The sequence below is a fragment of the Meiothermus ruber DSM 1279 genome (genome assembly GCF_000024425.1).
In the GTDB taxonomy this organism is placed as follows: domain Bacteria; phylum Deinococcota; class Deinococci; order Deinococcales; family Thermaceae; genus Meiothermus; species Meiothermus ruber.
Window position 1 is genome coordinate 401,984 of record NC_013946.1, and the last position, 13,041, is coordinate 415,024.

Below are 13,041 nucleotides of genomic sequence, written 5' to 3' on the forward strand. Positions count from 1 at the left end.
GTAGGATACAGCTATGGAAATTCGCAAGATTGGTGTGATCGGTGCAGGGCAGATGGGGGCGGGCATTGCCCAGGTGGCGGCCCAGGCGGGGTACACGGTGGTGTTGCGCGACCTCGAGCAGGCCTTCCTCGAGCGCGGCCTTAGCAGCATTAAGCGTTCCATCGGCAAGCTGCTGGAAAAAGGTAAGCTTGACCAGCAGGCCCACGACGCGGCCCTGGCCCGCATCACCACCACCACCCACCTATCCGACCTCAACGACTGCGACCTGGTGATCGAGGCCATCGTGGAGCACGAGCCCACCAAGCTCGAGCTTTTCCGCGAGCTCGACGCCCTCCTCCAGCCTGCGGCCATCCTGGCCTCCAACACCTCCTCGATTCCCATCACCCGCCTGGCCTCGGCCACCCGCCGGCCGGAGCGCTTTATCGGGATGCACTTTATGAACCCGGTGCCCCTGATGGAACTGGTGGAGGTGATCCGCGGCCACCTCACCGACGAGGCCACCACCCAGGCCGTGCTGGAGGTGGCCCGCCGCATGGGCAAGACCCCGGTGGAGGTCAACGACTACCCCGGTTTCGTCTCCAACCGCATCCTGCTGCCCATGCTCAACGAGGCCATCCAGTGCGTGATGGAGGGGGTGGCCACGCCCGAGGCCATCGACCAGGTGATGAAGCTGGGCATGAACCACCCCATGGGCCCCCTCACCCTGGCCGACTTCATCGGGCTGGACACCTGCCTCTCCATCATGGAGGTGTTGCACCGGGGGCTGGGCGATGACAAATACCGGCCCTCGCCCCTGCTGCGCAAGATGGTGCAGGCCGGGCTTTTGGGCCGCAAGAGCGGGCGGGGTTTTTACCGCTACGACGAAAAGGGCAACAAGATCGGATGACCCGGCTGGATCACCTGGTGCTGGCCGCCCAGACCCTGCAGGAGGGGGTGGAGTACGTCCAGGACACCCTGGAGGTGGTGCTCCCACCAGCGGGGGGGCGGCACCCCTTGATGGGCACCCACAACCGCTTGCTGAACCTGGGGGGCGGCGTGTATCTGGAGATCATCGCCATTGACCCCCAGGCGCCCGCGCCGGGCCGCCCGCGCTGGTTCGAGCTGGATCGCTTCACCGGGCCGCCGCGCCTTCTGACCTGGGTGGCCCGCACCGAGGCCCTCGAGCGCTACGCTGCGCTGGGGCTGGGCCCGGTGACCAAAGCCAGCCGGGGCGACCTCGAGTGGCATATCACCCTCCCCGAGGACGGGCGCCTGCACTGGGGCGGGGTGGTGCCCTACCTGATTGAGTGGGGTGCCCGGCACCCTACCGATACCCTGCCGGATACCGGCTGCCGCCTGCTGGCCTGGAAGCTACTGCACCCCCAGCCCGGGGCCGTGGCCCCGGTGCTGCAACAACTGGGCCTCGTGTATTCGTTGGAAGTATCTTTCCATCCGGGGCTCTGGGCCCTCCTCCAGACCCCCGCCGGACGCAAGGTGCTCTTTAGCCAGGCTGGGGGCTCTGCCGGACGAAAAACCGGCCCAGCCAGTCCAGAAATCGGCTGATGGGGCCTTTCTGGACGCTGCGCTGCACCGAAAGGGCCGCCTCTTCGGGGCCCACATCGTGCCCGATGGCCTGGGACAGGAAGTAGCGGTGGTCGGAGATCCACAGGTACAGGTCGGCCTCGGTACGGCCCGGAAAGTTTTTCAGCACGCCGTTCTCGCGAATCTCCAGAATGGTGGGCAGGTAGAGGTTGTCGTACCAGTCGGCGACCGCCTCTTCCCAGCCAATCGAGCGCTTCTGGTCAAGGCCCATGAAATACTGATGGGTGCGGATGTGATCGAGCAGCACGTCGTAGCGGCCGGGCCGGCTGAACAGGATGGGCTCGTGGTGGGGGCGCAGCTCGGGTAGCCGGGTCTGCTCTAGAAACGCGGCGTACTCGCCCTTCAGAATCACATCTTTGAGGGTGTCGTCGGGGTCGAGATCTACCGGCACCTCGAGCTCGATCACGTAAGCGTCTATGTAGTGCTGGCCCTGGGCTTTGGCTAAAGCGGTGCGGTGGTTGCCGTCTTTTACAAAGTAGGCGTCCCCTACCTTATAGACGTGAATCGGTGGAAACTCCACGCCCTCGAGCTGGGCCTGCCGGAGCTTGGTCCAGCGATCCAGGGTGAAGGGCTCTTTGGGCATGAACTCGGCATCGAAGTCACCGTAGCGATCCACCGAGCCGATGATTTTATCCACCTCAATGGTTTGCAGTCCTTTGTACGACTCACCCCGGGGGCGCAGGCTGGAAACCGCGCTGTAGGGCAGCAGATCGTTGGGCTGGCCGCGCAGGCGACGCAGAATATCGTGAACCAATACACGACGCGACAAGGCTTCGGCCTCTAGCTGGGCTTGATGCTCTGAATCCATGGGCTTCACCCTAATGCGCTCCGAGAGGTGGGAATGGCCGGCAGTTTGGCGAAGAGCTGTGCTGTGGTGGATTGGGGTTGAAGCGCCTTATCCAACCCTTTTTGAGTATACCCCAACACGCCAATTCCCCGGATGCCTCTATATTAATTCGGTCTTAATCGGCTGCTGCGCAAAATCGGCGCGGCCACCCGCCCCTGGGAGCGGGTGGCCTGGGCCAGGGGGCTAGGCCGCCTCTTTAGAGAGCCGCTCGAGGCCGCTGGGGTTTTCCAGTACCAGCTTGCCGTAGCCGGAGCGGATGTAGCCCTCGCGGGTCAGCTCGCCGATGACCTTGGTCACGGTCTCGCGCACCGAGCCCACCGCCGAGGCAATTTCGTCGTGGGTGGCCCGCACCCCGATCCGGCCGTTTTTCTCCATAAAGGCCACCGGCGTGCGGGATAGCTCGAGCAAGGTGGCCGCGATGCGATTTTTAAGACGCTGGCCGGAGATGCGTTGAATGGTCTGGTAGGTCTGGCTCAGGGCCCGCACCAGCCCCTGCACCAGCTCGTGCATTTCCTGCGCAGAAAGCTGCCCGGGTGCCAGGGCATCAACCTTGGTTTCGGTTACAGCCTCGGCGAAGTAGGTGCGCTCGGCACCGGAGATGACCTCTTCGCCGAAATACTCACCAGGGCGCACGAAGCGTAACGTCAGAGCGTTGCCCTCATCGTCCACGCTCTGGAGCCGTACCAGACCTTCCCGTACCCGGTAGAGCTGATCCTTGGGGCTGGGCTCGCCCGGATAGAGAATGATCTCGCCAGGATCGAAGGTTAGGGTATCAAGGATGCTGGTTTGCATGGCTTCATCACTCCTCAAAACCGACTATAGCAGGCCGGGGTTATTTTGTAAACAATCATGTTGATTTATTTGAGGTGAGTGAGGTTACATTTGGAAAAATGTGTAACACCGGCCTGCTACCCTGCTGTACGCAGGGGGCCCTTGGCTTGGATGTGGGCTGCCTTACCACCAGCCCCGGCGCTTCATCCAGAGGGCCAGACCCCCGCCGATCAGCAGCAGTCCGCTCCAGAAGTAGATCCTTCCCGCGGGCCACTGGTACTCGGTAAAGGCCTCGAAGTTGGTGCCGTAGATGCCGGCCCACAGGGTCATGGGCAGGAACAGCACCGAGATGACCGTCAGGGCCTGTACCACCCGGTTGAGCCGGTTGTTCTGGGCCGAGAGGTACACCTCCAGTACGTTGGATAGCTCGTCTCGAGCAGCGTCCAGTCCCTCGTAGACCCGGCCCATGCGGTCGGTGAGGTCGCGGAACAGGTAGGCCTCGAGGCCCCAGAGCGGCAGGCGCTCGAGGTGCAGCAGCGCCTCGCGGGCCTGCGAGACCAGGCGGCGGGTGCGCAGCACCTCGCGGCGGGCGGAAAACACCCGGCGGGGGATCTCGGGGGTGTTGTCGCCGTTCAGGGCCAGCTCCTCCAGGTCTTCGACCCGGTCGGTGATGGCATCGGTGTACTCGAAAAAGGTTTGCACGCCCTGGTCGAGCAGACGCTGCCACAAGCGCAGGCACGAGCCCCCACGGAAGCTGTTCCAGATTTGCTCGAGGTAGTCCACCGGCTCGTTGCGGTAGGTGAGCAGCACCTGGGTCTCGGGAAAATAGAAGTATGAGACCCGCTCGGTGCGGCTGTGGGCGTTGTGGGGGGTCTCGAGGGTGCGGAAGATCAGGAAAAGGTGTTTGGGATACTCCTCGAAGCGGCTCCAGTGGCCGATCTCCTGGGCATCGGCCAGGGCCAGGGGGTTGAGGGGATACTGCTTCCCAATGAGCGCCAGTTCCTCGGGGGTGGGGGTTTCGACATCCACCCAGACCTGGGTTTCCAGCAGGCCGCAAGGGGCTCCGTCCGATAGTTGCTTGGCCCGAACCATGGCCTATAGCTTATATCGTGGATGGTTCCAAAGGAGGAAGCAAGCGGTAGCAGGCTCCTTTGCGGTCTACGGCGGATTGCTCCGAGGCCAGGCTATCGGGTGCTTTCTGCGATCCAATCCAGGTAGCTCGCCGATCCCCGCTCGATGGCAAGGGCGATAATCTCGGGTACCTGGTAGGGGTGCAGCGCCTGGATGCGCTCTTCCAGGGCCTCGAAGCGTTCCTGGCGGGTTTTGATGATGAGCAGCAGTTCGCTGCTCTCCTCCACCTGGCCCTGCCAGCGGTAGACCGAGGTGAGGCCCGGCAGCAGGTTGACGCAGGCCGCCAGCCCTTCATGTACCACCGTGTGGGCGATGCGCCGGGCGGTCTCGAGGTCGGGGACGGTGCAAAAAACCGTGAGGTACATGCCTACCAGATTACCGGATGCCCAGCGACTGCACCGCCAGGCGGGCCGCGGCCAGATCCCACAGCGCGTGGCCCACGCTCTTGAACAGCACCGTACCCGAGGCCGGTCTGGGCTGGTGTAGGGCCGCCTCGAGCGGCTGCACCTGACCCCAGTCCACCCCGGCTTGCAGCAGGTCGCCTGCCTCCGAACGGGCCCCCTCGAGGGTATCCACGTACAGCCGGGCCTGCCGCACCACCTGCGGGGCGACCTCGGCCATCTCGGGGCGGTAGGCCCCCACGGCGGCGATGAAAGCGCCTGGAGGGGCTTGCAGCAGCACCGGGGTGGGGCTGGTGGTGGCGGTGACGATCAGGCGCACCTCCTCGAGAACGGGCTCGAGGCTGCGCACGGCCTGGGCCAGCAGGCCGCGCCCACGGGCGTAGGAGGCCAGGGCTTCGGCGTGCTCGAAGTGGCGCGAGTAGACGTACACCTTGTCGGTGCCCAGGCCCTCCTGGAAGGCCTCTAGGTGGCTTCTGGCCTGCACACCCGCCCCGATGATGAGCAGGGTGCCGGTGGGGTGGGGGGCCAGGGTCTGGGCCGCCAGCAGCGAGATCGCCGCGGTGCGCCGGGCCGTGACCACCGCGCCGTCCAGCAGGGCCAGGCGTTCGCCGGTATCGGTGCGCATCACCCAGACCTCGGCCCGCACACTGGGGCGCTCTTGGGGGTGCACCGTCACCAGCTTGGTCACGGTGATCCGGGGGTCGGTGGCCGGCATCAGCAGCAGGGTGGCCCCGCCCGCGAGCGGCATCACCAGGCGCTCGGGGGCCTGAACCGTGCCCTGGGCGCGGGCCTCGAGCACCCCGGCGATGGCCTGGGCCAGGGCTGGGTAGGGGAGGGCCTGGGCGGTTTCTTCGGCAGTGAGTATGCGCATGCCCCCAGCCTACCCCATGCGGAGCAGGGAATCTGGGGTGAGCACCTCCACCGGGTCGCCCACCCGCACCAGCCCGCCCTGCAGGACTCTGGCGTAAACACCACGGGCGTTGTAAAGCACCTTGGGTAAGCGCAGGTCGAAGGCCGATAGGGTGTCGCAGACCGTGCAGACGGTGGTGAGCTCGAGCACCGCCGTTCCAATCTTCAACCGACTGTGCGGGCCCAGCGCATGGGGGTCGAAGTCCACCAGCAGGTTCTCGCCCAGAGCCCCCCAGGGCAGCTCGATGCCGGCCTGGTGCGCTTTCGCGTAGCTGGTCTGCCCCGCCACCAGCACCGCCCGGTCGGGGTGCCGGCCAAAGTGCCGATCACCCTCCACGCCCTGGCCCTCGACCAGGCGAACCTGCAATAAGGCCGGTTTGGGCAGGCTGGGGGCGAGCCCGGCGTGGAGGGAGAGCAGTTGCGGCATTTTACTTGAGCTCGAGCTTGGCCCGCTCGGCGTAGACCTGCGCGGGGGTCATTTGTTTGCGCAGGCCTTTGACCTCATCGGCGGTGTAGGGCTTGAAGTCTTTGAGCAGGCGGTCGTTGCCCCAGGCGGTGGCGATGTAGTTGAGCAGATCGGCGAGCTGCGCGTCGCTGAGGCTGGGGAACCCCGGCATGGGGGTGTTGTAGTTGGTGGCCCCTACGCGGATGCTGCCCTGCAAGCCGTTGACAATCACCAGGGGCAGGTAGGCCCGCCCACCTTTGGCATTCAGGATATCGGCGACGTGCCCGGCCAGGGGTGGAAAAGCGCCGGCCACGCCTGCCCCATTGGGTTGGTGGCAGCCCTGGCACACCGCATAAGCCTGGCTGGGGCTGGCTGTGCTCGAGGTGGTCTGGGGGGCGGTGGGTGCGCTGCTTTGTGGGCCGAAATTCTCGGCCAGATACGCCACAATGGTCTTGCGCTCCTCCGGGCTCACCTGGGCCCCAAAACCGATCATCTGTCCAACGATAAAGTCCCAGTCGCTGGCGTTCAGACGCTGGCTGGTAACGACTTCCAGCCCATGGCAGACGGCGCATTTTTGCTCCAGCAGGGTCTTGCCAGGCCCCTCCGGTAGCTGGGCCTGCCCCAGCGCCAGGAATAGCGCAGCACACAGTCCAACCCAAGGCCATACGAAGGTTTTTTTCATCTTGATTCCTAACTGTTTTGTACCAGCTTTACCAAGCTAATTGCAGACTTGGCAGGGGTACATCTTGGTGAAACTAAGCGAACTTTCTTTGATTGGGGTGGAGAAGCCCCAATGGGGAACTTTCCACCCCAGCTGGATACTGGGCAATGCGGGCTAGCCCACCCGAATCTTGACTTTGTCGACGGCGTTCCACTCGTAACCGTTGGGGTTCCAGAAGATGGCCCCATCAATCGGCTGGCTGCGCCCAAGGGCATCGGTGGCGCGCGACCAAATCTCGCTGTCGCCGGCAGCCACCAGCACCCGGATGCGCCAGCGGTACCAGCCGTAGGGCGAGGAGGGCCTTTCCAGGGTGGCGGCCTGCCAGCTCCGGCCCTGGTTGGTGGAGACCTCCACGCTGGTGATGGGGGCCGAGCCGTCGTTCCAGGCCACCCCGGTTACGTCGATCAGGCCGCTTACAGCTTCCCCCTCGGTGGGGCTGAAGATAACCGACTTAACGTTTTGCCGCCAGTTGGGCCGGCTGTTCTCGAGGGTGAACTGGAAGTTGCTGCCCACCGCGATGGGGTTGTTGGGCACGCGGTAGCGGGGAATCATGGTGTTGTTGTTGGAAGGGGCGGCCTCGAGGCGCAGCTTGTTGACCCACTTGATGTTGTTGATGCCGTAGTACCCCGGTATGATCAGGCGCAAAGGCCCCCCGTGTATGGTGGGCAGGGGCTCGCCGTTCATCTCATAGACCAGCATGCCGTTGGCTAGAATGTCGGACAGCGGGATGCTGCGCTCGATATCGGGGGCGTTGGGGTTGGCGGGCTGGTCGGCGCCTTCGGCGGTGAGGAACCGGGCCTCGGCTTTAATACCCACGGCCTCGAGCAGGCTGGAGAGCTTGACCCCTTTCCAGCGCACGTTGGCCATGGAGCCGCGCTCCCACTGAGCGCCGCTGGCCCGGGCATACCGGGAGAAAAAGCTCCGGCCGTTGCCCGAGCACTGCAAGACCATCTCTAGTTCCGTGGCCGGGAGGGTGCGGAGCTGGGATAGCCGCAGGGTGGTGGGGCGATCCACGAGGCCGGTGACCTCCACCGTCCAGTCGCTGACCTGGGGTGGGTCGGTGGTGGGGGTCATCCCCGCCGGCACCGGCTGGTTGTTGCGGATGTACATGACGCTCTTGGGCGTGATGGGATTCTGCCGGAGAAGGCTGACCGGGGTCTCTAGCTCGATGGGGTTGGTGTTGCGTACGATCAGGCCGCGGTCTTTACCCGCTACCAGGGCATCGGCGGTGGGCTGCTGTTGGGCAAAGCTGCTGCCCATCAGGCCCGCCGCGCCCACTGCGGCTGTTGTTTTCAGGAAGGTGCGCCGATCCATCTCGAGTTGCTCCAGGTCTTTGTCTTTCATGGTGGCCTCCTGATGTGAAGAAATCCGAGACTGGTTGTAGATTCCCCCCAACTATACCCCTCGGCTCCAGGATACTCAAGAGGGGTATGGTACAGGAGGCTACTCGCTGCGGTGTGGGCTGGGGTCTACCACCGCGCGCACACCCCTGCGGCCAAAGCGCCGGGCCAGCTCGCCTTCGCCCAGTACCAGCACAGTGGGCCGTCCGTGCGGGCAGACCCAGGGCAGTTCGCACCCGGCCAGCGCGTCCAGCAGGGCCTGGGCCGAGGCGCTGGAAAGGGGGTGTCCGGCCTTGATGGCGGGCAGGCAGGCCAGCCGGGCCAGCACCGTGCGCCAGGCAACGGCGAAGCTCGAGGCCCCCAGGCTGCCCTTCACCACCTCGCCCACCAGCGAGGGGTAGCCGGCCAGGAAGGCCGGGATGGTGCGGACGCGGTACTTGCCGGGGCCAAAGGGTTCGATCTGCAACCCGGCCTGCTCGAGCGCCTCCAGCCGTTCGGCCAGGTTCATCTCCTCGCCCAGGCTTAAAGAAAGCAGCTCGGGGTGGGGCAGCTCGAGCGGGGGTTCCTCGAGGTAGCGGCGTGACAGCTCCTCGTAGAGGATGCGTTCGTGGGCGGCGTGCTGATCCACCACATACAGCTCGTCCCCGGCCTCGGCCAGCAGGTACAGCTCGCGGAAGCTGCCCAGGTAGCGCAGACGGGGAAAGCGGACCCGCTGCACCGGGGCCGGGCCGGTGAGGGGGGCGGGTTCGGGCAGGGCGCGGGCCAGGGGGTGGGCCGAGAGCAGCCCCTGCACGGCCTGGGAGACGAAGCCCAGGATGGCCTCGGGCCGGATGAGCCGTACCCTGGACTTGTCGGGTGAAGTATTGATGAGCAGGTGCTCGGTGGGGATCTCCAGGTTCAGCACCCCCACTGGAAACTGGCCCGCGGGGAGAAGTTCCTTGTAGGCGGCCAGCACGGCTTGCAGCAGAGGCTCGGGCCACTCCACCGGGCGCCGGTTGAGCGCCAGCAGCAGCCGGTCGCGCCGGGGGCGGGAGAGCTCCGGCCTGGAGAGCAGGCCCCGCAGGGTAAAAGGCCCCTCGGCGGCCTCGAGCGGCAGCAGCCGGTTGGCCACCACCGAGCCCCACAGCAGCTTAATCACCTCGGCAAAGCCCCCCCCGGCGTGGGCGATTTTCTCCTCGCCGTCCACCACCAGCCGCAGGGCTATTTCCGGGCGGTGCAGCAGGTAGCGCGAGACCAGGTGCACCACCTTGCGACCCTCGGCGGCGGGGGCCTCGAGGGCGTTGCGGCGGGCGGGCAGGTGACAGAAGAGCGCCGTGACCTCGACCTGGGTTCCGGCGGGGGCGGGGTGTTCGTGCAGTTCGGTTTTGTCCTGAAAAGCCGTCAGGGTGGCCCCGCCGAGCTGCTGGGGGGGCCTCGAGGTGAGCCGCACCCGCGCGGCCTGGCGGATGGCCCACAGCCCCTCCCCCCGAAAGCCCAGGGTGCGGATATTTTGCAGGTCGGTGAGCTTGCTGGTGGTGTGGTGCTCGAGGGCCAGTCCCAGCTCCTCCCGGGGGATGCCCAGGCCGTTGTCGCGCACCACGATTTTGTCCAGCCCCCCGCCCCACAGCTCGATATAAAGCCGGGTGGCGCCCGCGTCCAGGGCGTTCTCGAGCAGCTCCCGCACCACGTCGGCGGGGCCCGAGATCACCTCACCAGCGGCAATCTCGCGGATGAGTTCGGGCGGCAGTTTGCGAATCATACCTGCGAAAGGCGTTCCGCTTCGGCCTCCTGGGGGGCCAGGCCCCGGAGCTGGTCTTGCAGCCGGCGCAGGAACAGCAGGGCCTCCAGGGGGCTGGTGCGGGCCAGGTCGAGCTGTAAAAGCTCTTCCAGAATCTCTTTGGATAGCCCCTTCTGGCTGGCTTCCAGGCTGTCCAGCACGCTTCTGGCCCGCTGCAAGACGGCCTGCGGGAGCCCCGCCAGCCGGGCCACCTCGAGGCCGTAGCTCTGGCTGGCCGGGCCGGGTAAGACCTGGTGATAAAACACCAGGCCGCCCGCTTCCTCTTTGGCGGCCACGTGGGCGTTGCGGGCCGCGGCCATGCGCAGGGGCAGGGCGGTGAGCTCGAAGTAGTGGGTGGCAAACAGGGTGTAGGCTCGCACCTGGTCGTGCAGGTACTCGCAGGCCGCCCAGGCCAGGGCCAGCCCGTCGTAGGTGCTGGTGCCGCGCCCGATCTCGTCCAGCAGCACCAGGCTCTTGGACGTGGCCCCCTGCAGGATGCCGGCCAGCTCGTCCATCTCCACCATAAAGGTGCTGCGCCCGCCGGCGATATCGTCGGAGGCCCCGATGCGGGTGTAGATGCGATCGAAGAGGGGCAGGGTGGCCGACTCGGCGGGCACGAAGGAGCCCACCTGGGCCAGCAGGGCGATCAGGGCGGTCTGCCGCAGATAAGTGGACTTGCCGGCCATGTTGGGGCCGGTCAGGATCAGCAGCCGGGCCGCCGGGCTCATCGAGAGGTCGTTGGGGATGAACGGGCTGCTCCGCTCCACCACCGGGTGACGCCCGGCCACAATCTGCAAGGTTCCATCCCGGGAGAAGCGGGGGCGGCTGTAGCCGTACTCCACCGCGGCCTCGGCCAGCGCAGCGTACACGTCCAGCTCGGCCAGCACCTGGGCGGCCTGGCGCACCTCGTCGGCGGCCTGGGCCACCTGTTCGCGCAGCTCGAGGAAGACCGCGTACTCGCGCTTGATGGCCTCGGTCTCGGCCTGCAGGATTTTGCGCTCCTGCTCCTTGAGTTCGGGCGTGCTGAAGCGCATGCGGTCTTTGAGGGTTTGCAGGGCCCGCCAGTCCTTGGGCACCAGGGCGTAGTGGGGCCGGGTGACCTCGAGGTAGTAGCCAAACACCGCGTTGTAGCCCACCTTGAGGTTGGGGATGCCGGTCTTTTCGCGCGCCTCGCCTTCCAGCCGGGCGATCCAGGCCCGCCCCTCCTCGGCCCGCTGGCGCAGCTCGTCCAGCTCGGGGTCGAAGCCCTCGCGGATCAGGCCGCCGTCGGTAATTTTGAGCGGTGGGTCTTCTACCAGTGCCGCGGCGATCTGCTCGGCCACCGCCACCGGCTGGGGCAGGCGTTCGGACAGGCTAAAGAGCGGCCCCACCCCGGCCAGCAGCCCGGCCAGCTCGGGCAGCAGCGCCAGGCTGCGCTGCAAGGCCGCAAGGTCGCGGGGGCTGGCCCGTCCGGCCAGCAGACGGGCGGCCAGGCGCTCGAGGTCGTGCATCCGGTAGAGTACCTTGCGCACCTCGGCCCGCAGCACCCCGTCCTTCACCAGGGCCTCCACCGCATCCAGCCGGGCTTGCAGGGGGGCTTCCTCCACCAGCGGATGCCGCAGCCAGGCCCGCAACAGACGCCGCCCCGGTGCGGTGCGGGTCAGGCCCAGCACCCCCAGGAGGGTGCGCTCCTCGCTGCGGTCGCCCACAAAGCTGGGCTCGAAGATCTCCAGGGTGCGCAGGGTGGCTTCGCTGAGCTGCATGAAGGCGCCGGGGTCGTAGCGCACGAAGCTGCGCACCTGGGGCAGCCCGTTTTCCTGCACCCGCAGGGCATAGGCCAGCACCGCCCCCGCCGAACGCAGCAGCGCGGGGTGCTCGAGGCCGGCGGGCAGGGGGTCAAACTGCTTGTGCAAAGCGGTTTTCCCCACCTCGTCCTGAAACCCCTCCTCCGAGAGCATCACCGGAAAGCGCCGCTGAAACTCCTGCAAAAAAGCGGGGTGGTGGTACAGCTCCGGGGCCAGCAGCACCTCGGCGGGCCGGAAGCGGAAAAGCTCGTCGTAGAGGGCGCTTTTGCTATAGAGCACGCTGCCTCGAAACTCCCCGGTGGAGACATCCAGCAAGGCCAGCCCGTAGCCGTCGCCGGTGCTGATGGCGGCCAGGTAGTTGGCTTCTGGCTTCAGCAGGTTCTCGCGCAGAATGGTGCCCGGGGTGAGCAACTGCGTGACCTCGCGGCGCACCAGCTTGTCGGCTTCCTCGGCCAGCTCAACCTGGTCGGCCACCGCCACCCGGAAGCCCAGCTTGAGCAGTTTTTCCAGGTGCACATCCACCGAGCGCACCGGAATGCCGGCCATGGGGGTGGTAAAGTCCTTGGCGGTTTTGTGGGTCAGGGTGAGGTTCAGGGCTCTGGAGAGCCGTTCGGCATCCTCGCCGAAGGCCTCGTAAAAGTCGCCGACCTGGAACAGCAGCAGGTAATCGGGATAAGCGTCCCGTAGTTCGACGTACTGTTCGAGCAGAGGTGGTAGGGGCCCCGGCCCCTGGCCCTTGAGGGTCATGCTCCCCATGATACCCCCAAGTAGCCGGGTTCAAGGATGGGCGCTTGTATTGTGCAGGACAAAGAAGAACTACCGGGCCACTTCCCAGGCCAGGTGCTCGAGCTCGGGCTTGATCAGCTTCTCCCAGGCCACCTTCACTGCATTGGGCGAGCCGGGGGTGGAGAAGACCACCTTCCGGCGGTAGGTGCCGGCGGTGGCCCGCGAGAGCATGGCCGCGGCCCCCACCTCGTTGTAAGAGAGCATGCGGAACAGCTCACCGAAGCCCGGCATGGGTTTCTCGATCTTGCGGGCCAGCACGTCGTAGGTGGTGTCGCGCGGGGCGATGCCGGTGCCGCCGTTGAACAAGATAATCTGCGCCCCGGCCTGCACCATCTCCTCGAGGGCCTGGGCTACCTGCTCGGGTTCGTCCTTGATGATGCGGTAGCCCACCACCCTGTGCCCCAGCGCCTCAATTTCGGGTTTGAGGTAGTGGTAGTTGGTGTCGGTCTCGGGGGTGCGGGTATCGGAGACCGTTACGATGGCGAGGTTCACCGGGCCCCGGGCCCTGGCAATCTCCTTGTGCTTGGCGGTGCTCTCGGACATGCCAGTTATTGTATGCCGCTCGAGGG

Annotated in this window: 13 protein-coding genes; 2 read left to right on the plus strand and 11 right to left on the minus strand. The window is 66.1% G+C overall.

Features of this window, described 5'->3' with window-relative positions:
- Positions 1–13: 13 nt before the first annotated feature.
- Positions 14–886 (plus strand): 3-hydroxybutyryl-CoA dehydrogenase, encoded by an 873-nt coding sequence (locus MRUB_RS02140; protein ID WP_013012719.1) that lies wholly within the window; start codon positions 14–16, stop codon positions 884–886.
- On the plus strand, positions 883–1,542 hold the full coding sequence (locus tag MRUB_RS02145) for a VOC family protein (protein ID WP_013012720.1): 660 nt from the start codon (positions 883–885) through the stop codon (positions 1,540–1,542). The genes MRUB_RS02140 and MRUB_RS02145 overlap by 4 nt, the downstream gene beginning before the upstream one ends.
- On the opposite strand, the gene MRUB_RS02150 is transcribed toward MRUB_RS02145, so the two are convergent.
- From MRUB_RS02150 to MRUB_RS02200, 11 genes are all read right to left on the minus strand, one after another.
- The gene (locus tag MRUB_RS02150) at positions 1,481–2,389 is read right to left on the minus strand and encodes a DUF4032 domain-containing protein (RefSeq protein WP_013012721.1); all 909 of its coding nucleotides are present in this window, start codon (positions 2,387–2,389) and stop codon (positions 1,481–1,483) included. The genes MRUB_RS02145 and MRUB_RS02150 overlap by 62 nt on opposite strands.
- 222 nt (positions 2,390–2,611) lie before the next feature.
- Positions 2,612–3,220, minus strand: coding sequence for a helix-turn-helix domain-containing protein (locus MRUB_RS02155; RefSeq protein WP_013012722.1), 609 nt, complete (start codon positions 3,218–3,220; stop codon positions 2,612–2,614).
- Positions 3,221–3,382: 162 nt separating this feature from the next.
- The gene (locus MRUB_RS02160) at positions 3,383–4,291 is read right to left on the minus strand and encodes a magnesium transporter CorA family protein (protein WP_013012723.1); all 909 of its coding nucleotides are present in this window, start codon (positions 4,289–4,291) and stop codon (positions 3,383–3,385) included.
- 92 nt (positions 4,292–4,383) lie between these two features.
- On the minus strand, positions 4,384–4,695 hold the full coding sequence (gene cutA / locus MRUB_RS02165) for a divalent-cation tolerance protein CutA (RefSeq protein ID WP_013012724.1): 312 nt from the start codon (positions 4,693–4,695) through the stop codon (positions 4,384–4,386).
- A 10-nt stretch (positions 4,696–4,705) separates the two neighbouring features.
- Complete coding sequence (locus MRUB_RS02170) at positions 4,706–5,602, minus strand: delta(1)-pyrroline-2-carboxylate reductase family protein (RefSeq protein WP_013012725.1); 897 nt, start codon at positions 5,600–5,602, stop codon at positions 4,706–4,708.
- 9 nt (positions 5,603–5,611) lie between these two features.
- A complete protein-coding gene (locus MRUB_RS02175; protein ID WP_013012726.1) occupies positions 5,612–6,067 on the minus strand; it encodes an MOSC domain-containing protein in 456 nt (151 codons plus the stop codon).
- Between the two features lies 1 nt (position 6,068).
- Entirely contained in the window at positions 6,069–6,767 is a 699-nt protein-coding gene (locus MRUB_RS02180; RefSeq protein WP_013012727.1) for a c-type cytochrome, read from the minus strand.
- A gap of 153 nt (positions 6,768–6,920) precedes the next feature.
- Positions 6,921–8,150, minus strand: a complete 1,230-nt coding sequence (locus MRUB_RS02185; RefSeq protein ID WP_013012728.1) for a molybdopterin-dependent oxidoreductase — start codon at positions 8,148–8,150, stop codon at positions 6,921–6,923.
- A gap of 99 nt (positions 8,151–8,249) precedes the next feature.
- Positions 8,250–9,884 carry a DNA mismatch repair endonuclease MutL gene (gene mutL, locus MRUB_RS02190; RefSeq protein ID WP_013012729.1) on the minus strand — a complete coding sequence of 545 codons (1,635 nt, stop codon included), beginning with the start codon at positions 9,882–9,884 and terminating at the stop codon, positions 8,250–8,252.
- On the minus strand, positions 9,881–12,442 hold the full coding sequence (gene mutS / locus MRUB_RS02195) for a DNA mismatch repair protein MutS (protein ID WP_013012730.1): 2,562 nt from the start codon (positions 12,440–12,442) through the stop codon (positions 9,881–9,883). Before mutS ends, mutL begins: the two co-directional genes overlap by 4 nt.
- A 60-nt stretch (positions 12,443–12,502) precedes the next feature.
- Positions 12,503–13,015 (minus strand): MogA/MoaB family molybdenum cofactor biosynthesis protein, encoded by a 513-nt coding sequence (locus MRUB_RS02200; protein ID WP_013012731.1) that lies wholly within the window; start codon positions 13,013–13,015, stop codon positions 12,503–12,505.
- Positions 13,016–13,041: the final 26 nt, after the last annotated feature.